This window comes from Achromobacter sp. (assembly GCF_050285585.1).
Lineage (GTDB): Bacteria > Pseudomonadota > Gammaproteobacteria > Burkholderiales > Burkholderiaceae_B > Achromobacter.
The window spans coordinates 22,809-44,357 of record NZ_JBLZXF010000017.1 but is presented as its reverse complement, the minus strand read 5'-3'; the positions used below and the strand labels follow the sequence as shown (position 1 = coordinate 44,357).

The following is a 21,549-nucleotide window of genomic DNA, read 5'->3' as shown; positions in this document are numbered from 1 at the left end:
GGCGCTCCTACATGCGGGCCAGCAGGCCGCCATCGATCGCCAAGACGTGTCCATTGACGAATGAGGCGGCAGGCGAAGCCAGGTAGACGACCGCCGGGGCGATGTCCTCCGGCTCGGCCCAGCGGCCGACCGGGACGGCCGTAGACAGGAAGGACTGGAACTGCGGATTGTCTTGCAGCCCCTGGGTGAAGTCGGTGCGCACGAAACCCGGGGCGAGCGCATTGCACGTAACGCCGCTGACGCCGTACTCGACCGCCAGCGCCCGGGTGAAGGCCGCGACAGCGCCCTTGGCCGTTGCGTAGGCCGCGATGTTCGGCATGGCCGCCTGCCCCGCCACGGAGGACATCAGGACAATGCGGCCGAACCCGCGTTTACTCATGGCCGGCAGCACGGCGCGCGCGCAATGGAACGCGCCGTTGACGTGGACGTTCTGCAGCGCTTGCCATTCTGCCAGGCTCATCTCCACCACGGGTTTGCGGTTCTGGTTGCCCGCGTTGCTCACCAGCACGTCGATCGCGAGCCCAGAGTCCTCGAGGCCGGCCACGGCCCGGGCTACCGCCTCTCCATCGGCCACGTCGAACGGGGCGCTCCGGGCCTTGATGCCCTCCTGTCCCAGGCGTTCACAAGCAGCCGCACAAGCCTCGGCGGAGAGGTCGTTGACCACCACCTGCGCGCCTGCCCGGCCCAGCGCCTGCGCAATGGCATAGCCCAATCCCCGCGCCGCGCCGGTCACCAGCGCGGCACGCCCCGCCAGACCGAACGTCCGGTCCAGATAGTCGTGTTTCAAGCTTGTCTCCTAGATTTTGTATACGGCCGGATCTCTGGCCCGGCCTGCGTCGGATCAGGCTCTGATGCACAAAAACCTGATTGACATAAATCTCAATATACGCGACTATTTTTAAACACTCAATAACAAGATTTTTTCTTTATCTCTTATAAAGACCGCTGGCTAGGAGACAATCATGGCCCTCGAAACCCCCGGCTGCCCCGCAGTCAACGCGCTGCCGCCCCTGGCCTCGCGCTTCCTGAAAGTCGCCGACCTCCCCTGGAAGCCCACGCAGGTGGAAGGCATAGATATGAAGATCCTGATGCAGGACAAGGAATCGGGCCTGCTCACCGCGCTGTTCCGCTGGCAGCCCGGCACGGAACTTCCGCTGCACGAGCACGTGGAAGTCGAGCAAACCTATGTACTGGAAGGCTCGATCGTCGACGCCGAAGGCGAGGTCTGCGCGGGTGACTACGTCTGGCGCCCTCGCGGCAACCGGCACGTGGCGCGCGCACCCGACGGCGCGCTGGTGCTCAGCTTCTTCCTGAAACCCAACCTGTTCATCGAAGGCTACGCCGGCCAGACGCTGGAATAAGCCCCTTCTTTGCCGCCAGGCCGCCCTAAGGCAAAAAGCGCCCCTCCCGGGAAGCAGCAAGCCGAAGGCGCGGCGTGGAGGCAATTTTTCGCGCGACTGCCCGGCACAGGTCGGCGCGCTGGAATCGAAGCCCCCGAGGAGACATCCCCATGAAGACCCGTTTGAAGAACAGCCTGGCCGCCTGCGCGCTGGGCGCTCTGTCCGTATCCGCCCAGGCACAGGTGTCGGACGACGTCGTGAAGATCGGTGTGCTGGGAGACCAGTCCGGCATGATGGCCGACCTCTCCGGCAAGTTCGGCGTCGAAGCTGTGAAGATGGCCGTCGAGGATTTCGGCGGAACCGTGCTGGGCAAGCCCATCGAAGTCATTTCGGCAGACCACCAGAACAAGGTGGACATCGGCGTAGCGACCGCGCGCCGCTGGTACGAGAACGACAAGGTGGACCTGATCCTAGACGTGCCCAATTCGGCCATCGCGCTCGCGGTGCAGGACCTGACCCGGCAGATGAAGCGCGTGGTGATCTTCACCAGCGCCGGCTCCGCCGACCTGACCGGCAAGGCCTGCTCTCCCAACGGCATGCACTGGACCTACGACACCTACGCCTACGCCACCGGCGTGGCCAACGGTGTCATGGAAGACGGCGGGAAGAGCTGGTATTTCATCACCTCCGACTACGCCTTCGGCCATTCGCTGGAGCGCGACGCGATGGCGGTGGTCAAGTCCAAGGGCGGGCAGGTCGTGGGCAGCGTGCGCCATCCCATCGCCAGCGCCGACTTCTCCTCGTTCCTACTGCAGGCGCAGGCTTCCAAGGCTCAGGTCATCGGCCTGGCCAACGGCAGCGGCGACACCATCAACAGCATCAAGCAGGCATTCGAGTTCGGCATCATGGGCAGCAAGCAGCGCGTGGCGGCGCTGTTCATGAGCATCGTGGATGTGCGCAGCGTGGGGCTGGAATATGCACAGGGCCTGAACCTGGTGGAGCCCTTCTACTGGGACCAAGACGACAAGGCGCGTCAATGGTCCGAACGCTATTTCAAGCGCACCGGCCGCATGCCCTCGATGGTACAGGCAAGCAACTACAGCGCGACCATGCACTATCTGAGCGCCATCAAGGCGGCTGGCACCGACGGTTCCGAAGCCGTGCTGAAGAAAATGCATGAAACGCCCATCAACGACTTCATGACCGAGAACGGCCGGATCCGCGAGGACGGCCGCGTCATGCGCGACCTCTATCTGTTCCAAGTCAAGCAGCCGTCGGAATCCAAGCGCGACTGGGATTACTACAATCTGGTCCGCAAGATTCCGGCAGAACAGGCCTTCCGTCCGCTGAAAGATGGCGGCTGCTCGCTGGTGAAATCGTGATGGACGGCGCGCCTGGGCTGTTGGCCGGTAAGCGCGCCATTGTCACGGGGGGCGCCAACCCCCGCGGCATCGGCGCCGCCGTTGTGGAATTGTTCATCGCACAGGGCGCTGCCGTCGCCGTGCTCGACCAGGCCTATCCCGAAGACGCCGCCCCGGCGCTTGCGGGGGGCCGTGTCAACCTGCATTGCGACATATCTCGCCAGGCATCCTGCGCCACCGCGGTCGAACAAGCGCTGGCCGCGCTCGGCGGGATCGACGTGCTGGTCAATAATGCCGGCATCGTCGCCGCCACGCGCATCCGGGACCTGCCCGAGGAGGAATTCCGCCGCATGATAGAGGTGAACCTGACGGGCACCTACAACGTTACCCACGCGGTACTGCCGGCCTTGCTGGAGAGTCGGCAGCACCCGGCCATCGTCAATCTGGGTTCCACCGCAGCGCTGCGCGGCGGGGGCCTGCTCGGCGGCTCGCACTATGCCGCGTCGAAGGGCGGCGTCATCAGTTTCACCAAGGCGCTGGCCCGCGAACTGGGGCCGCGCGGGGTTCGTGCCAACTGCGTGGCGCCAGGCATCATTGAAACCGACATGACACTAGGCAAATTCGGCGAAAATTGGGAACAAGAACTCAAACAGGGCATTCCGCTGCAGCGTTTTGGCTCGCCCGCCGAAGTCGCGCAAGCCATTCTTTTTCTGGCTTCGGACCTGTCCTCCTACTCAACCGGCATCGTGGTCGACGTCAACGGCGGCTTCCACATTCATTAGGCGCGCCCTCCCGCAATGAGCACTCCAGACCGCATGTTGTCCATCCTCGACCTCTTTCGCGACGACACCACCGCCGCGTTCCAGGAAGACGTCATGGCGCATCTGGAGTGTTCGCGCGCCACGGCGTACCGCTATCTGAAATCGCTGACCGAGAGTGGCCTGCTCGCGCCCACTTCGGGCGGCGCCTACGTGCTGGGATCGCGCATCATCGAGCTGGACCGCCATCTGCGCCAGCACGATCCCCTGATGCGGGCAGCACGCGACGTCATGCGCGCCACGGGCGACGAGCTGAATGCCAACCTGATGCTCTGCAACTATTACGGCGACAAGGTCATGTGCGTGGACCGCTACTGGACGGACAATTCCATCGAGTCCAGCTATGCCCGCGGCCGCCCCTACACCATGTTCCACGGCGCCACGGCCAAGCCCATCCTGGCGAACCTGCCCCCCTACCAATTACGCAATCTCATGCTTTGGCACAGCGCGGAAATCCGCGAGGCCGGGCTCGGCGATGACTGGGACGAATTCCGCGCCAACCTGAAGCGCCTGCGCACCGCGGGCGTGTACGTTTCGCATGGCGAGATTGATCCCGGACTGATCGGCATAGGCTCGGCGATCTTCAGCCCCGAGCAGAAGGTGGTCGGCAGCCTGGTGTTCATTGCCGCCGAGGCTCGCACCTCGGAAGAGCGACTGGAGATCCTGCGAGCGCGCATCCAGATCGCGGCCGCGCAAGTGTCGCAGAACCTGCAGGCCCCTCAAAGCAACGGCGCGGCGGCGATCGGCATCATGCCGTCGCGGCCGCGCCGCTCCAAGATGCCGGCCGGCGCATCGCCGGCCCGGCTAAAGAAATAACGCCACGCCGCGCCTTCGGCTTGCTGCCCCCCAAGGGAGCCTTTTTGCCTTGGGGCGGCCCGGCGGCAGGATAGCCCCCACGCCGCGCCTTCGGCTTGCTGCCCCCCAAAGGGGGCCTTTTTGCCTTGGGGCGGCCCGGCGGCAAAAAGCCTGATCAGCCCTTCGTGTAGCGCTCGGCGCTGCGGACGATTTCTTCGTGCGCGGCGTCCAGGCCCTTCCAGCCCTTGACCTTGACCCACTTGCCCTTTTCCAGGTCCTTGTAGTGTTCGAAGAAATGCTGGATGCGGGCGATGTCTTCGGCGGGCAGGTCTTCGTAGGTCTTGATGTTGCGGTACGGGGGGTACAGCTTTTCGATCGGCACGGCCAGCAGCTTGGCGTCGCCGCCCGATTCGTCGTCCATTTCCAGCACGCCGATGGCGCGGCAGCGCACGACGGCGCCGATCTGGATCGGGAACGGCGTCAGCACCAGCACGTCGGCCGGGTCGCCGTCTTCGGACAGGGTTTGCGGGATATAGCCGTAGTTGCACGGGTAGTGCATGGCGGTCAGCATGAAGCGGTCAACGAAAATCGCGCCCGAGTCCTTGTCGACCTCGTACTTCACCGGGTCGGCGTTCATGGGGATTTCGATGATGACGTTGAAGTCTTCCGGCAGCTTCTTGCCAGGGGAGACGCGATCGAGACTCATGATTCAACCTTGTTGTTTGTCTGAAGGAATATTCAAATCGAGCCGTCGTCCTTGAACGGCGGCTTGGTTGCCGGCACGGGCGCGGCGGCCGGCGCGGGCTTGGGCCCTGCGGGCGGGGCCGGCGCGTACGTGGGCACGGGCTCATCGAAAGCCGCCGCCGGGATCGGGGCGCTGTCGAAGTACTCGTCGATATCCGAGGTGCTGCCGCCAGCCAGCGGCGCATCTTCGGGGGCGAGCGCACGCTCGCGCTGTTCCTTGCTGACGCGCGCGTCCGGATCCAGCACGTAGTCGGACGCGGAGGCCGCCACGGCCGGCGGCAGCGCGGGATAGTCGCCGCCGACGTCGGTGTCACCCTCGGTATCGGACAGGCCCACCGCGTAGCCGCCTTCGGCATCCACGCGATAGGGATCCGAACCCGTGTCCGCGGCCGGCAGCGCCGCGTCCGAGGCCAGCACCGGCAGCGCCATGCTGGCCGCCGTGGCGAGGCGCCAGTGGCGCACGGCGTCGGCGGGACGATCCAGGCGATCGTACAGGCTGCCCAGCAAGGCATGCGTCTGCGCATCGCTGCGGCGGCTGAGGGCGCGCAGCAGATAGCGCTCCGCCTGGCCCCAGAGTTGGCCGTTCAGGCACAGCATGCCCAGGGCCGTGAGCAGCTCGGGATCGGTGGGACGCTGCTGCAACCAGGTTTCGGCGCGGGCGAGCCGGCGCGACACTTGCTCGGCCTCGCAGCGGGCGTATGCCGCCACCAGCGCCGGATTGAACTTCACGGCAATCGCGGCTTCGAGCACGCGAGCCGCTTCGTTGGCCTCGCCGGCGGCCTCGAACGCCGCAGCGCCGGCCAGGGCGATCTCGGGCAGGAGCCGCTCCTCGGCCTTCAGGTCTTTCCAGATGGCGCGCCAGGATTCGCTGTTGGCGGCAGCGCGCAGGCGCGCCGCGCCGGAGGCGTCGATCAAATGATCGGCCTCGGTGCGCGCCAGGGCGTTGCGGCGCACGAGGCCGCGGGCCAATGTGAAGACCTGCTCGTCGTGGTGCAGCGCAGTGTGCGCGCGCAGCAGCAGGCGCATGGTGTGCAGATGGCGCGCGCCGCCGTCGGCCAGGGGCTCCAGCACGGCAAGCGCGCGCTCGGCGCGGCCTTGGTCCAGCAGCATGTCGGCGGAAACCGTGGCGGTGGCCTCGAGCAGGCCCGGCTCCGTGCCCGCCTGCTCCTGCGCCATCGCCAGGAAGCGGTCGCGGCGGTCGAATTCGCCCAGGCCATGCGCGGCGCGGGCGGCGGACAGGGCCGCCAGCACGCGGCGGTTCTGGACCTTGGTCTGATCGAGCAGCTTGGTCAGGTCCTTTTCGGCGGTGGTATAGCGGCCTTCCAGCAGGCCGATCCAGCCGCGTTCCAGCAATTCATGGTCGCGCGCCTGGGCGCGCTTGCCGCGCCAGGCCCGCACGCGGTCGGGGATGGCCAGCAGCCAGGCCAGCAGGCGCAGGCCCACGTACAGCACGATGAAGGCCGCAACGATCAGCAGGACGGCCAGCGTCAGCGACATCCCGATGCGCCACGGCCAGACCAGCAACAGCACGTTGCCGGAATGCGAGCGCAGCACCACCGCAAGGGCGACGGCGACAACGGCCAGCAGCAGAGTCCAGAACCAGGTACGCATAGGCCTCAGTCCTGCTCGCTAGTCTTGAAACCGGCCGCGCGCAGCGCCGCGATGGCGTTCAGGCTGTCGGCCACGTCCGGCAGGCGCACGGCGATGTCGGTCTGGGCCAACTCGCGCGCCAGCCCCTGGGCGGCGACGGTGTCGGGCGACCGGTTGTCGAAGTACTTGGCCAGCGTCGTGCCGACGTTTTCGAGTTCGCTCTTCCAGACGGCGGGCTGGCGCATCAGCATGGCCAGCTGGGCGGTCAGCAGGCGCTGGCGCAGCGCGCCGCGCACCAGGTCCGCCTGCTCGGGCGACAGCAGCAGGGCCGCGGGCTCGTCGACGCGCTGGATGGTGATCAGGCCGCCCAGCTCATGCGCCAGGGCGGAACCGGCGCGGCCGGGCCAGGACGCCATCTCGGCGCGCCAGCGCTGCCACCAGGGCGCGTCGGCGGGCAGGCCAGCCTGGGGATCGACCTCGGGCGCCGCGGCAGCGGGACGGGCCTCGCCGGCGGGCGTGACCCCCGGGGCGGCCGCGTCGGGCACCAGCAGCGGCGCGCGGCCGACCAGCGCCACGAGGCGCTCGATACGGGCCGATTGGGCGGGAATGTCCACCGTGGACACCGCGCGCAGGCGGTCCAGGTCTCCGTTGATGGATTGCTGCAGGCTGGAGAAGCGCGGCCGGTCGGCGCGCGCCAGGCGCGACTGCGCGGTCTCGAGCGCCACGATGGCGTTGGAAACGTTGCCGGCCAGCCGCAGTTGCTGGCTGGCGATGGTCAGCAGCCGTTCGACGTCGTTGGCCAGCAGTTCGTCGCTGGCGCTGTCGTTGAAGTTCTGCCAGGCCAGCTGCAGCGCGTTGTACTGGCTTTGCGTCTCGCGCACGGTGTCTTCGAGCTCGGCCACGCGGCCCGCCTGGGCCTGAGCCAGGGCCAGGGCCTCGCGCGTGTCCTTGCGGGCCTGCGCCACGTCGGAGGTCAGCGTATCGAGGCGCGTCGCGACCTCGCGCCCGGCGGACACGAATTGCGTGCGCTGCTTCCAGAGCGCGTAGCCCAGGCCGGCGGCCAGCACGATGACGATGATCAGGGCGGTGACCAGAGGGCCACTGCCGCGTTTGGCCGGACGGGCCTTGACGGGATCGGCCGGGGCCGATGCGGGCGCGCTTGCGCCCGGGGCGGCGGTCGGAACGACCGGATCGGTAGCGGGAGTCTTGTCTGTCATGACGCGATTGTATTCGGTGTCGGTCCGATGCAACGAATCAAGCAGCAACAAAGGCGTGGAATATCGACTCGTCGTTGGGCAAGCAGATTTTTACCATTGCCGGGGTTCCGGCGTCATGGCTGGCCGGCGGCACGCGCCGCGCCAGGGAGGGGTGCGTCAGCACGAAGCCGCAGCCTTCCCACCAGGCCCCCAGGCCGGCTTCGTCCAGGCGGGCCCGGACGGCGTCCGCGCCCTCCCCGCTGGTGATCAGCCAGGTGGCGCGCACCCCCGCATCGGCCCATTTCCGCAGGCGGGCCAACTGCCCTGCATCCCAGGCGGCGGGACGGCGCAGGTAGGCCGCGTGGCGCATCACGGCCGAGCCGTGGGCCTCCAGTTTGTCGCCCAGCCAGTCCCGGCCCTGCGTTCCGCGCACGAGCAGCACCCGCCCGGGCAGGCGGGGCAACCCCCGCAGCACTTCCCACAAGGCCTCGGAATCATGGCTGGGAGCGCTTTCGGGGGGATGCAGAACTGTTGTATTCGCGCCAAAACAATCCGACGCGAGCAATGCCTGCGCGCTGGCCGGCCCCACGGTGGCGGCGATGACGCCAGCGGGCCAGGCCGACAGGCCGTCCGCCTGGACCCATTGGTCCAGGTATTGCCGGGCCGCGTTGCCGCTGACGAAGACGACCATGTCGTAATCGGCCGGACGGGGGAAATTCTGCGAGGGAGCCGGCAACGCCTGGATTTCCAGGGCCGGCAGGATGCAGGGCAGCCAGCCGGCGCCGCTCAGGCGGGCGGCCAGCGCTTCGTTGCGTCCCGAAGGCCGCGTGAGGATCGCGACCCGGGGCGATTCGGCGGCTGCGGACGCCATGACCATCAGTCCGGCTGGGCGTCGTCTTGCAGCAGTTCGCGGAGGATGGCTTGCGCGCCGGCGTCCAGCAGTTCCTGCGCGGCGGCTTCGCCGATGGCCTGCGCCTCGGCCACCGGGCCGCTGCGCACGGCACGGACCATGCGCGCGCCATCGGGCGAGGCCACCAGCGCGCGCAGCGACAAGGTGCCGGACGCGATCTCGGCGTACGCAGCCAGGGGCACCTGGCAGGAGCCTCCCAGCTTGCGCGACACGGCGCGCTCGGCCACGACACAGGAGGTCGTGTCCGCGCTGGCCAGCGGGGCCAGCCAGGCGCGCATGTCGCCGCGATCGTCGCGGATCTCGATGCCCAGCGCGCCCTGCCCCGCCGCGGGCAGGCTGTCGGAAGGATCGAGCAGGCTGCGGATGCGCACGCCCAGGCCCAGGCGCTCCAGGCCGGCGGCGGCGAGCACGATGGCGTCGTATTCGCCCTTGTCCAGCTTGCCCAGGCGCGTGTCGAGGTTGCCGCGCAGCGGCTTGACGGTCAATGCCGGGTAGCGCGCGCGGATCTGCGATTCGCGGCGCAGGCTGGAGGTGCCGACGACCGCCCCGGCGGGCAGGTCGGCCAGCGAACCGTAGTGATTGGAGACAAAGGCGTCGCGCGCGTCCGCGCGATCGAGGACGGCGCAAAGCTCGAACGGGGCCTGCAGATCCACCGGCACGTCCTTCAGGGAATGGACGGCGAGATCGGCGCGCCCGTCGAGCAGCGCGTTTTCGAGTTCCTTGACGAACAGCCCTTTGCCGCCCACCTTGGACAGGGTGCGGTCGAGGATCTGGTCGCCTCGGGTCGTGAGGGTAAGAAGCTCAACCGCGCACGCCGGGTACAGCGTGCGCAGCCGATCGCGCACATGCTCGGCTTGCCACAGGGCAAGCCGGCTGGCGCGGGTCGCAATGACCAGGCGTTGCGGTAGGGACACGAGGCGTCGTCAAACGAAGTTGGAGACGATGACCGTCGCGACGACACCGAGAATGGCCAGCACGAACAGGCCTTGAAGCAGGCTCAGGCCCGATTCGGATTGCTGGGGATCGGTGGATCTACGCAGACTCATGTGCTGATTCCTTGGAGGCGGTTTTGCGGCTTGCCAGCCACCGTCCAAGGACAACAACCAGCAAGGCGCCAATGATTTCTGCGCCGATTTTAACCGCAGCCGGCTGAACGCCGAATTGACGCTCGACAACAACGTCGGTAACCAGCATGCCGCCGGCGATCCAGCCCAGCAGGCCAGCGCCGAAGGTGACGACCAGCGGATAGCGGTCGATGAGCTTGAGCACCAGGGTGCTGCCCCAGATGATGATGGGCACGCTGACGATGAGGCCGAAGGCGACCAGGCCGATCTGATGGTCGGCGTGGGCGTTCTGGGCCGCGCCGGCAATGGCGATCACGTTGTCCAGGCTCATCACGAAGTCGGCGATGATGATGGTCTTGATGGCTGCGACGATGGATGTGCCGCCCTTCACGTTGCCGTGCGCATCGTCTTCGGGAATCAGGAGCTTGACGCCGATCCACAGCAGCAGCGCGCCGCCCACGACCTTCAGGAAGGGAATCGAGAGGAGAGTCAGGGCGAAGGCGATCAGCACGACGCGCAGCAGGATGGCGCCCGCGGTGCCCCAAAGAATGCCCTGCATGCGCTGCTTGGGCGCAAGGTTGCGACAAGCCAGTGCAATCACGACGGCGTTGTCGCCGCCGAGCAGGATATCGATGAGGATGATCTGGAATATCGCTGCCCAACTCAGCGTCTGGAAAAACTCAAGCACTATGAACCCCCGAAGAGCATTATGAGAAAAAAAAGGCCGGTCCCGGTCCGGCCAGCTCGCCGCGCATGACGCGGCGAGCCTATTCAGTACAACGTATTAGTATAATTCAGCTTTCAGTCAGCTTTCTGGCGCATCAGCAAAACTTTGCCGATCGCCAGCACCAGCATCGCGCCCAGCGCACCCGTCATCAGCGCAAAGCTGTGCTGCGTCACGCCCAGCGCCGCGTCGATGCGCGCCACCGGTTCCTGCAGCGCCGGATCGCCCACCAGCAGTTCGCCGGCGATGAAGCCCAGCAGCGCCGCGCCCACCCAGACGATGACCGGGAAGCGCTCGATGACCTTCAGAAGCAGCGTGCTGCCAAAGATGACCAGCGGGATACTGATGGCCAAGCCTACGACCAGCAAGGTCGTGTCGCCCATCGCCGCGGCGGCGACGGCCACCACGTTGTCCAGGCTCATGACCAGGTCGGCGATCATGATCGTGCGGATTGCCGTCAGCAGGTTGCCCTGCGTCTTGCCCGCGCCGTCTTCCTCGCCCTCCGGCAACAGCAGCGTGACGCCGATGTAGACCAGGAGCAGCGCGCCGATCAGCTTGAGCCACGGCAGCAACAGCAGCTTGGCGGCGACGAGCGTCAATACGATACGCATGATGATCGCGGCGGCCGAGCCGATCACGATCGCTTTCTTCTGTTGCGTCGGGGGCAGCGAACGCGCCGCCAGCGCAATAACCACGGCGTTGTCGCCCGATAGCAGGATGTTGACCCAAATGATCTGGAGCAACGCTATCCAGAATGCCGCTGAACTAAGTTCCATGCCTCTCTTTCCTAGGTGTTGATCCCCCTAGGACGAACCAAATGAATGGGTGAAAAATAAGATGAAAACGTACTGACCGTCTTGGTGCGAGCCCGACGGCATTCTTGCTGGGTACGCGCTGGATTTTCTTTCATTATAGTTTCGTTCAGCTTTCCGTATGGTTGCCCGGCCGTGACATGGACGCGGGATTTCCCTAGGATTGCGCAAAAAAATCCGAAAAAAAAGCCCGCCGAAGCGGGCTTTTTCCTGTGCGAAACCGAGGTTTACAGCACCGACTTGAGCAGCTTGCCCATTTCGGAGGGGTTGCGCGTGGTGCGGATGCCGCAGGCTTCCATGACTTCCAGCTTGGCGTCGGCGGTGTCGGCGCCGCCGGAGATCAGCGCGCCGGCGTGGCCCATGCGCTTTCCGGGAGGAGCGGTGACACCGGCGATGAAGCCGACCACCGGCTTCTTCATGTTGTCCTTGGCCCACTGGGCGGCGTTCACTTCGTCCGGACCGCCGATTTCGCCGATCATGATGACGGCGTCGGTGTCGGGATCGTCATTGAACATCTTCAGGACGTCGACGTGCTTCAGGCCGTTGATGGGGTCGCCACCGATGCCGACGGCGCTGGATTGACCCAGGCCCAGCTCGGTGACTTGCGCCACGGCTTCGTACGTCAGGGTGCCCGAGCGGCTGACGATGCCGATGCGGCCCTTGCGGTGGATGTGACCCGGCATGATGCCGATCTTGATTTCGTCCGGGGTGATCAGGCCGGGGCAGTTCGGGCCCAGCAGCAGGGTCTTGCTGCCCTTGGCCTTCATGCGGTTCTTGACTTCCAGCATGTCGCGCACGGGAATGCCTTCGGTGATGCAGATCACCAGATCCAGTTCGGCCTCGACGGCTTCCCAGATGGCGGCGGCAGCGCCGGCGGGCGGCACGTAGATGACGGACACGGTCGCGCCGGTGTCGGCCTTGGCTTCCTTCACGGAGGCGAAGATCGGCACGCCTTCGAAGTCCTCACCGGCCTTCTTGGGGTTCACGCCGGCCACGAAGGCGGCTTTGCCATTGGCATACTCCCGGCACATGCGGGTGTGGAACTGGCCGGTCTTGCCCGTGATGCCCTGGGTGATGACCTTGGTGTCCTTGTTGATCAGAATCGACATTTGTGAATCCTTGGATTTGCTTTGTACCGCCGGGCCGCCCCAAGGTGCTAAGCGCCCCCTTGGGGGGCAGCAAGCCGAAGGGCGCGGCGTGGGGGCATATTTACTTGACGGCGGCTACGACGCGGGTGGCGGCTTCGGCCATCGTGTCGGCGCTGATGATCGGCAGGCCCGAGTCGGCCAGCATCTTCTTGCCGAGCTCTTCGTTGGTGCCCTTCATGCGGACGACCAGCGGCACGTTCAGGTTAACGGCCTTGCAAGCCGCGATCACGCCTTCGGCGATGACGTCGCAGCGCATGATGCCGCCGAAGATGTTGACCAGGATCGCCTTCACGCCCTTGTTCTTGAGCATGATCTTGAAGGCTTCGGTGACCTTCTCGGCGGTGGCGCCGCCGCCCACGTCCAGGAAGTTGGCCGGCTCGCCGCCGAACAGCTTGATGGTGTCCATGGTGGCCATCGCCAGGCCGGCGCCGTTCACCAGGCAGCCGATGTTGCCGTCGAGCTGGATGTAGGCCAGGTCGAACTTCGAGGCTTCGATTTCAGCGGGATCTTCTTCGTCCAGGTCGCGGTAGGCGACGATTTCCGGATGGCGGAAGAGCGCGTTGGAGTCGAAGTTGAACTTGGCGTCCAGGGCGATGATGTTGCCCTTGCTGTCGCGGTTCAGCGGGTTGATTTCGACCAGCGAGGCGTCGGTGTCCATGTAGCACTTGTAGAGCTTCTGGAACACGTCCACGGCCTGGGCGGTCGAGTCGGCGGGCAGGCCGATCGCGTTGGCGATCTTGGTGGCTTGCTCGGCCGACAGGCCGGTCAGCGGGTCGATGTATTCGGTGACGATCTTCTCGGGAGTGGAGTGGGCCACTTCCTCGATGTCCATGCCGCCTTCGCTGGAGGCGATGAAGGCGACCTTCTGGGTGGCGCGGTCGGTGACCAGCGACACGTAGTATTCCTTCTGGATGTCGGCGCCGTCTTCGATGTACAGGCGGCGAACCTTCTGGCCTTCGGGGCCGGTCTGATGCGTGATCAGTTGCATGCCCAGGATTTCGGAGGCCAGCTTGCGGACGTCGTCCAGCGAGCGGGCCAGCTTGACGCCGCCGCCCTTGCCGCGGCCACCCGCGTGGATTTGTGCCTTGACGACCCAAACCGGTCCACCCAGCTTTTCAGCGGCAGCCACGGCCTCGTCGACGGAAAGAGCGGGGATCCCGCGCGGCACGGGGACGCCAAATTGCTTCAGCAGTTCCTTGCCTTGATACTCGTGGATTTTCATGTGTTACCTGTCAGGACGTATGAGAAAAAGAAGGTGAATCGGAGGACGACTCGGCCGATGCCTCAGCGCTACCCCCGGTGTACCACTCGGGATAATGCTCAGCCACCACAGGGCCGCCAGTGCTGAGCGCATGGCAGCCGTCCAGTTGGAATGGACGCCGGTTCGGGTTGGGTTCCTGCCGCCGGCGGTTGGCCATGGTCTGGACCGCCGCGGTGGGAAGCACCTGCGACAGCTCGGTCATGTGCGTACAGCCCTCCACGTGCCCGAACCGCTCCTTGACCTGCCGGCGGAATCCCTTGAGCAGGTTCATGCCGATCAGATCAGTGTAAGCCGGCTCGATGGCCATGCATTGCGCGCCGTAGGGCGCGGCGTCATAGACGGCCTGCGCGGCCACGATCGAGAAATTCTCGTCGATGGTGATGCGCAGGTGCATATGGTGGATGGGTTGGCCGGCCTTGAACATTTCGCCGTCGCGCTTGGGGAAATCGTACGCCTTGACGTCGATCAGTTCGGCCTCCAGATCCCAAAGCCCGTCATCGCGCGCATACGATTGCACGCGTATGGAACGCGTATGCAGTGGTTGGCGAGGATAGTCCGGCGGGGGCAAGGGCATGCTGGGGGCCTGCGGGGCGAAGATGGCCTGCGCATGGTGCGCGGCAACAAAACCTTGAAAGTATAGCGCAGGCGGCCCTTCATCAACCGCCCAGGCCGGCGTCCGCGGCGTCCGGGCGCAGCGCGGCCGAGGCCCACAGGCCCTCGTGCCGGACCTGGCAGGTGATCCCGGCCGCGGCCAGATGCCGCTCCCGCTCCGGGGAGTATTCCTCCAGCCCGCGCCGGCATGCCTTCAGGCGCGCCTCCAGCGCGCTCCAGGCCCGGGCGAAGGCGTCCGCCCTGCCCGCTGGCGGGCTGGCCGCCAGCCCCCCGGCCGCCGCTGGGCCGAGGTACAGCCGGGCGACGTCCGCGTCGCCCGGCCAGGATTCGCCGCCGGCCAGGTCCACGCCAGGCACGCCTAGCCGGGACAGCCCGCAAAGAATATAGGGGCCGCAATAGGAAAACGAACTTTGCCAGCGCGCGCCGGCCGGCATCCGCGGCCCCTTGGCCGATTCCGTCCACGACACCCCGGCGCCGCGCCGCGCAAGCTCCGCCGCCAGCCAGTCCCGGGCCGCCTGCCGCTGCCGCTGGCGGGCGGCAGCCGCCCGCAGCAGCCACAGTTCGACGGCGGCGCCCTCCCCGCTCAGGCAGAGCGCCGGGCTCACCGCGATCTCCACGGCGTGGCCGGACTGCCGATCCAGGCCTGTCCGGCCGGGATGGTTTCGCCCTTGAGCACCAGCGTCAGCGGTCCGAGGCGCGCGCCCGTCTCTACCCGGGTGTCGTACAGGATGGTGCTACGCGGCCCGACGTTGACCGCCTTGCCGATGCGGACTGTCCCGATTTTCATGACGCGGTCCTCGAACAGGTGGGTCTGCGGCCCCGACCATGCATGCAGCACCGCGTCGTCGCCGATCGATACGCAGTCGAACTCGGTCACGTCGGTGGTGTCCATGAAGACGCGCTTGCCGATCCGCGCCCCCATGCAGCGCAGGGCCAGGGGCAGCCACGGCGTCGCTCGCAGGAAATTGAAGAAGTTCGGCACCGCGATGGACTCGTACAGGCTGGTGACGGCCTCGCTCTTCCAGACGAAGGGCGTCCACATCGGCTCGGCGCGGGGCCGGTAGCGCCCGATCAGGGCCCACTTCAACGCCACCAGGAACAGGAACGCGCCCACGCCGTACAGCACGCCGGCCAGCATCAGCTCGTCGAAGGCGGCGAGGAACCCGTCGCGGGCGGCGATGGGGATGACTTTCATCACCGTGAGGTAGCCCGCCGCGATCACCACGGCCAGCGGCAGGATCATGCGCATGCCTTCGACGGCCCCGCGCGCGGCCTTGCGTCCCGGACCTGGCCGGAACGTCAGATGCTCGGGAAAGCCGGCGGTCTGTTCGCGCGCGGGCAGCGAGATCGGGGGATTGCCCAGCCACGTCTGGCCGCTGGCCATGCGGGCATTGGCCGGCGCGCGGCTCTGCACGCCGATCAGCACGTCGTCGGGCAGCGTCGAGCCGTCCGGCACGTATGCGCCGTTGCCGACGAAACTGCGGTTGCCGATGACGGTGGGACGCATCGTCATCCAGCCTCGGTCGATCTCCTCGTCGCCCAGCATGACGCCGTCGGCGATGAAGCTGTCGCGGCCCAGGGTCAGCATGTCCGGCACGATGCCCATGGCAGTGGAGATCTCGGTGCCGCGCCCGACCTTCGCGCCGAGCAGGCGGTACCAGGTGCCCGCGTAGATGGACGCGTACAGGCCGTGCAGCACGCTGAGGCTGGACTCCTGGATCTGGTTGGTCAGCCAGCGGCGCAGATAGATCTGCCCATAGACGGGCCAGCGGCCGCTGGCCAGCCGCGGCAGCAGCGCCCAGCGCAGCATTGCGGAGACGATCACGGTCAGGAGCAGCAGCAAGGCGCTGGCCGGCAGCGCCAGCAGCAGATAGGCAAGAAAGGCCTGGGGCCAGGCGACTCGGGAGCCCATCAGGTCCAGCCAGCGGGCGTCGATCCAGTCGATCAGGACGAAGCTCGGGAAGACCGGCATGAAGAACAGGGCCGCGATCAGCGCGCCGCCCCCCGCATAGGCCAGGCAGTCGAGCCGGCGCCAGGCCGTCCGGCGCGCCGGACGGGCGGGCAGGTCGGACGCGCGCGCCAGCGGATCGTGGCGCGCGGGCGCCCCCGTCCAGGTCTGCCCCGCCGGAACGCGCGACCCGCGCGGCAGCGACGACAGCCCCTCCAGGCGGGCGCCCCGCTCCATCGCCACGTCGCCCTGCAGCACCGCATACGAACCGATATAGGTTTCGTCCGCCAGCGTGATCGGCGCCACCTCCCAGGTGCCGCCCCGCACCGCGAAATTCTCCAGGTTCACCGAGGCGCCGATGCTCACGCCGTCGCCCACCGACAGCAGGTCCGGCGCGCGGACCGAGATACGGTTGATGGCGGCGTCGCGGCCGATACGCGCGCCCAGCGCCCGCAGATACCAAACCTGGAGCGGCGAGCCGGCCAGCAGGTGCGCCGGCGGGATGTCCAGGATCCTGTCCACCAGCCACCACCGGTAGAACGTCCATCCGTACAACAGATAGCGGCCGGCCCCGAGCCGCCCCAGGATCGCCCACTTGCAGCCGACCGCCACGACAAAGCTCAGCAGATTGCAGGCCAGGTAGCTGGCGATGGACAAGGCCACCGCGCGCCAGACGGAATCTCCTTCGTCGCCCGTCCAATAGTGGTAGGTGAAGAACGGGGTCAGCCACATCAGCATGCGCACGCCGATCAGCAGCGGCAAGGCGGCCAGTTGCGCCAGCCCGCAGGTCCAGCGCCGCCATTGCGGCGCCTGCTCGGGCGCCGCTTCCGCCGGGGCCTCTTCGCCGGCCGAGGCCAGCGCGTCCAGCCTGGCCGCCAGCGCGCCCAGCTCCGGATGCTGGTAGAGCTCGTGCATCGTCAGCGCGGCATAGCGCGGGTGCCTGCGCAGCGCCGACACCAGCCGCGCGGCCAGCAGAGAATGCCCGCCCAGGTCGCGGAAGAAATCGCTGGACAGGCGCAAGGGCTGCCCCGGAAACAGCGGGCGCAGCGCATCGAAAAGCGCAGCGGCGCCAGGCGTCGCCGGCGGATCGTCGTCGCCGCCGGCCCCCGCGGCCGCCTCCAGCGGGCGCGCCTTGAGCGCCTTGCGATCGATCTTGCCCGACGTCAGGCGCGGCACCTCGGCCGCCCGCTCGAAGCGGGCAGGAATCATATAAGCGGGTAGATCTGCCGCCAGCGCCGCTCGCAGCGCGTGCGCATCCAGCCGGACGTCGCCTTCGGGCGCCACGAAGGCGACCAGTTGCTCGATGCCGGCAAGATCGCGCAGCACCACCGCCGCCGCGCCCACGCCGGGCTGACGGTACAGCGCCGCCTCGATCTCGCCGAGTTCGACGCGAAAGCCCCGCACCTTGACCTGGTCGTCGCTGCGGCCCAGGCAGACGATCTGGCCGGAGTCGTCGATCCGGGCGAGATCGCCGCTGCGGTACATCCGGGTGTCGTGCTCGCCGCCGGGACGGGGGTTGGCCAGGAACTTCTCGGCCGTCAGTTCGGGCCGGCCCAGATAGCCGTCCGCCACGCCGGGGCCGGTAATGCACAGCTCGCCCACCTGCCCCTGGGGCAGCACCGAACCGTCTTCGCCGCGGATCAGCATGCCGTAGTTTGGCAAGGGCGAACCTATCGTCACCGGGCGATCCGCGAACAGCTCGGCCACGCTCGCCGACACCGTGGTTTCCGTGGGGCCGTATGTGTTGAACAGCCGGCGCCCGGGCGTCGCCCAGCGACGCGCCAGGAATTCCGGGCAGGCCTCGCCGCCCAGGTTCACGATGCGCAGCCCCGGCACGTCATGCGCGAACAGCGCCAGCAGCGTCGGCACGGCGTGCAATACCGTGACGCCCTCGCGCGCCAGCGCCAGCGGCAGTTCTTCCGGGTCGGTCGTCAGCATCTTGGGCGCGACCCACAACGCGGCGCCCGCCAGGTAGCTGATCCAGATTTCCTCGAACGACATGTCGAAGGCCACGGAGAAGCCCTGGTAGACCTTGTCGTCCTGGCGCACGCCCAGCACCTCGTTTTCGCTGCGCAGGAAATGGCAGATGCTGGCGTGGCTGATCGGCACCCCCTTGGGCTTGCCGGTGGAGCCGGAGGTGTAGATCACGTAGGCGGGGTGCCCGGGCATCAGGCCCTCGCGCGCCCGCAAGGGTCCGTCCACGGGATCGGCCAGCAGCCAGGGAGTCCATGTGTCCAGCCCCTCCAGGCGCACGTCGCCGCCGGCGATCAGGCCGTTGGCGCCAGCGTCCAGCAGGCAGGCCTGCATGCGGTCGGGCGGCGTATCGGATTCGAACGGCAGCCAGGCCGCGCCGGCCTTGGCGATCGCCGCCTGCATGACCAGCAGTTCCGCTCCGCGCGGCAGGCACAGTCCCACGACCTGTCCGGGCCTCACGCCCGCCTCGATCAGGTGATGCGCGGCGAGGTCGGCGCGCTGGCCGAGCATGCCGTAGGTCAGGGTTTGATCCTGCCAATGGATGGCGATGGCGGCGGGCTGCCGGCGGATCGTGGCTTCAAGAATATCGGGCAGCGTTTCGGCACGCAGCAGGTCTGCCCGATAAGGGCCATGGAGAATCATGTGGGCGGCAACGATCCGGCAAGGGGAGAATTTTGCCTATGGACCCGCGCCGCGCCATTTCGTTCAAGCAAAAATAAAAAAAGCCCGCACCGCGTGCGGCTTGCTCCCGGAAGGAGCGCGTTTTTGCCTGAAGGCGGCCCGGAGCCAAGGCTCCGGGCGTATCGGCTTATGCCGCCTGGCGCAGGGCGCGGGCCGCCTGCACCATGCCGATCAGCGCGGCCTCGGTTTCGGGCCAGGCGCGCGTCTTCAGGCCGCAGTCAGGATTCACCCACAGGCGCTCCTTGGGCAGGCGGGCAGCCGCCTTCTCCATCAGGCCGACCATCCAGTCCACCTCGGGCACGTTCGGCGAATGGATGTCGTAGACGCCCGGGCCGATATCGTTGGGGTAGCGGAAATCCTCGAAGGCCTTGAGCAGCTCCATATTGGAACGCGAGGTTTCGATGGTGATCACGTCCGCATCCATGGCGGCGATCGACTCGATGATGTCGTTGAATTCCGAATAGCACATGTGGGTGTGTATCTGCGTTTCGTCTCGCACGCCCGCGGTGGACAGGCGGAAGCAGTCCACCGCCCAGTCCAGGTACGCCTGCCAATCGGCGCGGCGCAGCGGCAGACCTTCGCGGATGGCGGGCTCGTCGATCTGGATGACGCTGATGCCGGCCGCTTCCAGGTCCACGACTTCGTCGCGCAGCGCCAGCGCAAGCTGGCGGCAGGTCTGCTCGCGCGGCTGGTCGTCGCGCACGAAGGACCATTGCAGGATGGTGACCGGGCCGGTCAGCATGCCTTTGACCGGCTTGTCCGTCAGCGACTGCGCGTACGAGGACCAGCCCACGGTCATGGGAGCCGGACGGGCCACGTCGCCGAAGATGATCGGCGGCTTGACGCAGCGCGAGCCGTAGCTTTGCACCCAGCCGTTCCTGGTGAAGGCGAAGCCGGCCAGCAGCTCGCCGAAGTACTCGACCATGTCGTTGCGCTCGGGCTCGCCATGCACCAGCACGTCCAGGCCGACCTTTTCCTGGAAACGGATCACTTCCTCGATTTCCTTGCGGATGGCGGTCTCGTAGGCCGAGTCCGTCAGCGCGCCGGCCTTCCAGTCGCGGCGCAGCGCGCGGATTTCAGCGGTCTGCGGGAAGGAGCCGATGGTCGTGGTCGGATAGGCCGGCAGGCCCAGCTGCTCCTGCTGGCGGGCGATGCGGCCCGCGAACGGAGCGCGCTCGCGCGACACGCCGGCGGCCGCGGCCATCCGTTGGCCGACCGCCGGGTTGTGGATGCGGGCGGAGGAACGGCGGGCGGCCAGCGCGGCGCGCTGCTTGGCCAGACCTTCCTGCACTGACGCGTCCGCGGCGTTTTCAAGCGCGCGGCCCAGCAGGCTCAGTTCGTCCAGCTTCTGGGCGGCGAAGGACAGCCAGCTTTTGAGTTCGGCGTCCAGTTCGGTTTCGTGGGCCAGGTCCACCGGCACGTGCAACAGCGAGCACGAGGGTGCCAGCCACAGGCGTTCGCCGAGTTGCTGCCTGATGGGAGCCAGCGTGGCGATGGCGGCATCCAGGTCGGTGCGCCAGATGTTGCGGCCGTTGATGACCCCGGCCGACAGCACCTGGTCGCCGCGCAGGCCCGAAACCACCTCGGCCAATTGCTCCGGCGCGCGGATCAGGTCCACGTGCAGGCCGGCCACGGGCAGGCCCAGCGCCGTCGGCAGGTTGTCCTTCAGGCCATCGAAATAGGTGGCGGCGAGCAGCTTGACGGGGCTGGCCGCCAGCGTGGCGTAGACCTCGCGGAAGGCGTCGCGCCAGGCTTGGGGCAGGTCCAGGGCCAGGATCGGCTCGTCGATCTGCACCCATTGCACGCCCAGCTTGGCGAAACGCGCCAGCACTTCCCGATAGACCGGCAGCAATGCGGCCAGCAATTGCAGCTTGCCCGCGTCGGCGGCGCCTTCGGCGAACGCGTCGCCCTTGCCCAGGTAGAGCCAGGTCAGCGGCCCGGGGATCACGGGCTTGACGGCGTGGCCCAGCGCCTGGGCTTCCTGGATCTGTTCGAACAGCGATTCGCGCGCGATGCGGAAGGTCTGGCCGGGGACCAGTTCCGGCACGATGTAGTGGTAGTTGGTGTCGAACCACTTGGTCATTTCGCAGGCCGCGGCGGGCTTGCCGGACGGCGCGCGGCCACGGCCCATGCGAAACAGCGTGTCCAGCGACACCGGCTCGCCGTCCTTCTGACCGAAGCGCGCGGGCACGGCGCCGAGCAGCGTGGTCCACTCCAGGATCTGGTCATACCAGGCGAAGTCGCCCACGGGCACGAATTTCAAGCCGGCGCCGGCCTGCAGCTGCCAGTGCCTGGCGCGCAATTCGCGGCCGATCGCCTCTAGCGCTTCGGCGGTTTGCCTGCCGGCCCAATAGGCTTCGACAGCGCGCTTCAATTCGCGCTGGGCGCCGATACGCGGGAACCCCAAATTATGAATAGTAGTCATGACAACACCGCCGTTAGACAAAATTTGTTCAAGTGACGGCTATTGTGCCGGCAAAACTAGATGAATCAAAATCAATGTCTACATTCATAAAATGAGTAAATCTCATACAATATAAGCTCATTACCCCCATGGGGTTCGCCGCGAAC

General features: G+C 67.1%; 19 protein-coding genes. 4 read left to right on the top strand and 15 right to left on the bottom strand.

The genetic code is table 11. The annotated features are described in order from the left end of the window. Positions 1–7: 7 nt before the first annotated feature. Positions 8–787, bottom strand: coding sequence for an SDR family NAD(P)-dependent oxidoreductase (locus ACN6PJ_RS20405; RefSeq protein ID WP_427997631.1), 780 nt, complete (start codon positions 785–787; stop codon positions 8–10). Between the two features lie 175 nt (positions 788–962). Here ACN6PJ_RS20405 and ACN6PJ_RS20400 point away from each other — a divergent pair, with 175 nt between their 5' ends. From ACN6PJ_RS20400 to ACN6PJ_RS20385, 4 genes are all read left to right on the top strand, one after another. Further along, on the top strand, positions 963–1,361 hold the full coding sequence (locus ACN6PJ_RS20400) for a cupin domain-containing protein (RefSeq protein ID WP_427997630.1): 399 nt from the start codon (positions 963–965) through the stop codon (positions 1,359–1,361). Positions 1,362–1,510: 149 nt separating this feature from the next. After that, positions 1,511–2,722, top strand: a complete 1,212-nt coding sequence (locus tag ACN6PJ_RS20395) for an ABC transporter substrate-binding protein (protein WP_427997629.1) — start codon at positions 1,511–1,513, stop codon at positions 2,720–2,722. Further along, the gene (locus ACN6PJ_RS20390) at positions 2,722–3,483 is read left to right on the top strand and encodes an SDR family NAD(P)-dependent oxidoreductase (RefSeq protein ID WP_427997628.1); all 762 of its coding nucleotides are present in this window, start codon (positions 2,722–2,724) and stop codon (positions 3,481–3,483) included. The genes ACN6PJ_RS20395 and ACN6PJ_RS20390 overlap by 1 nt, the downstream gene beginning before the upstream one ends. Before the next feature lie 15 nt (positions 3,484–3,498). Beyond that, positions 3,499–4,335 carry an IclR family transcriptional regulator gene (locus tag ACN6PJ_RS20385; protein WP_427997627.1) on the top strand — a complete coding sequence of 279 codons (837 nt, stop codon included), beginning with the start codon at positions 3,499–3,501 and terminating at the stop codon, positions 4,333–4,335. A gap of 154 nt (positions 4,336–4,489) precedes the next feature. Here the strand turns inward: ACN6PJ_RS20385 and ppa are convergent, their stop codons facing one another. The 14 genes from ppa to metE all read right to left on the bottom strand — a co-directional run bounded on the left by ppa (position 4,490) and on the right by metE (position 21,403). Next, positions 4,490–5,020 (bottom strand): inorganic diphosphatase, encoded by a 531-nt coding sequence (gene ppa, locus ACN6PJ_RS20380; protein WP_043548895.1) that lies wholly within the window; start codon positions 5,018–5,020, stop codon positions 4,490–4,492. Between the two features lie 32 nt (positions 5,021–5,052). Continuing rightward, complete coding sequence (locus tag ACN6PJ_RS20375) at positions 5,053–6,669, bottom strand: heme biosynthesis HemY N-terminal domain-containing protein (RefSeq protein ID WP_427997626.1); 1,617 nt, start codon at positions 6,667–6,669, stop codon at positions 5,053–5,055. 5 nt (positions 6,670–6,674) lie between these two features. Then, a complete protein-coding gene (locus tag ACN6PJ_RS20370; RefSeq protein WP_427997625.1) occupies positions 6,675–7,865 on the bottom strand; it encodes a uroporphyrinogen-III C-methyltransferase in 1,191 nt (396 codons plus the stop codon). A gap of 37 nt (positions 7,866–7,902) precedes the next feature. Continuing rightward, positions 7,903–8,721 carry a uroporphyrinogen-III synthase gene (locus ACN6PJ_RS20365; protein ID WP_427997624.1) on the bottom strand — a complete coding sequence of 273 codons (819 nt, stop codon included), beginning with the start codon at positions 8,719–8,721 and terminating at the stop codon, positions 7,903–7,905. Continuing rightward, positions 8,721–9,668, bottom strand: coding sequence for a hydroxymethylbilane synthase (hemC, locus tag ACN6PJ_RS20360; RefSeq protein ID WP_427997623.1), 948 nt, complete (start codon positions 9,666–9,668; stop codon positions 8,721–8,723). Before hemC ends, ACN6PJ_RS20365 begins: the two co-directional genes overlap by 1 nt. 9 nt (positions 9,669–9,677) lie before the next feature. Then, positions 9,678–9,800 (bottom strand): hypothetical protein, encoded by a 123-nt coding sequence (locus ACN6PJ_RS20355; protein ID WP_042792647.1) that lies wholly within the window; start codon positions 9,798–9,800, stop codon positions 9,678–9,680. Next, a complete protein-coding gene (locus ACN6PJ_RS20350) occupies positions 9,787–10,506 on the bottom strand; it encodes a TerC family protein (protein ID WP_427997622.1) in 720 nt (239 codons plus the stop codon). Before ACN6PJ_RS20350 ends, ACN6PJ_RS20355 begins: the two co-directional genes overlap by 14 nt. Positions 10,507–10,619: 113 nt before the next feature. Then, on the bottom strand, positions 10,620–11,318 hold the full coding sequence (locus ACN6PJ_RS20345; protein WP_427997621.1) for a TerC family protein: 699 nt from the start codon (positions 11,316–11,318) through the stop codon (positions 10,620–10,622). A 263-nt stretch (positions 11,319–11,581) separates the two neighbouring features. After that, positions 11,582–12,463, bottom strand: coding sequence for a succinate--CoA ligase subunit alpha (sucD, locus tag ACN6PJ_RS20340; protein WP_043548903.1), 882 nt, complete (start codon positions 12,461–12,463; stop codon positions 11,582–11,584). Positions 12,464–12,563: 100 nt separating this feature from the next. After that, a complete protein-coding gene (sucC, locus tag ACN6PJ_RS20335; RefSeq protein ID WP_427997620.1) occupies positions 12,564–13,724 on the bottom strand; it encodes an ADP-forming succinate--CoA ligase subunit beta in 1,161 nt (386 codons plus the stop codon). A gap of 10 nt (positions 13,725–13,734) precedes the next feature. Further along, positions 13,735–14,337: a DUF2889 domain-containing protein gene (locus tag ACN6PJ_RS20330; protein WP_427997619.1), complete on the bottom strand. Its 603-nt coding sequence runs from the start codon at positions 14,335–14,337 to the stop codon at positions 13,735–13,737. Between the two features lie 82 nt (positions 14,338–14,419). Next, on the bottom strand, positions 14,420–14,980 hold the full coding sequence (locus ACN6PJ_RS20325; protein WP_427997618.1) for a hypothetical protein: 561 nt from the start codon (positions 14,978–14,980) through the stop codon (positions 14,420–14,422). Then, positions 14,977–18,939 (bottom strand): Pls/PosA family non-ribosomal peptide synthetase, encoded by a 3,963-nt coding sequence (locus tag ACN6PJ_RS20320; protein ID WP_427997617.1) that lies wholly within the window; start codon positions 18,937–18,939, stop codon positions 14,977–14,979. Before ACN6PJ_RS20320 ends, ACN6PJ_RS20325 begins: the two co-directional genes overlap by 4 nt. Positions 18,940–19,105: 166 nt before the next feature. Beyond that, a complete protein-coding gene (metE, locus tag ACN6PJ_RS20315; RefSeq protein ID WP_427997616.1) occupies positions 19,106–21,403 on the bottom strand; it encodes a 5-methyltetrahydropteroyltriglutamate--homocysteine S-methyltransferase in 2,298 nt (765 codons plus the stop codon). Between the last annotated feature and the right edge of the window lie 146 nt (positions 21,404–21,549).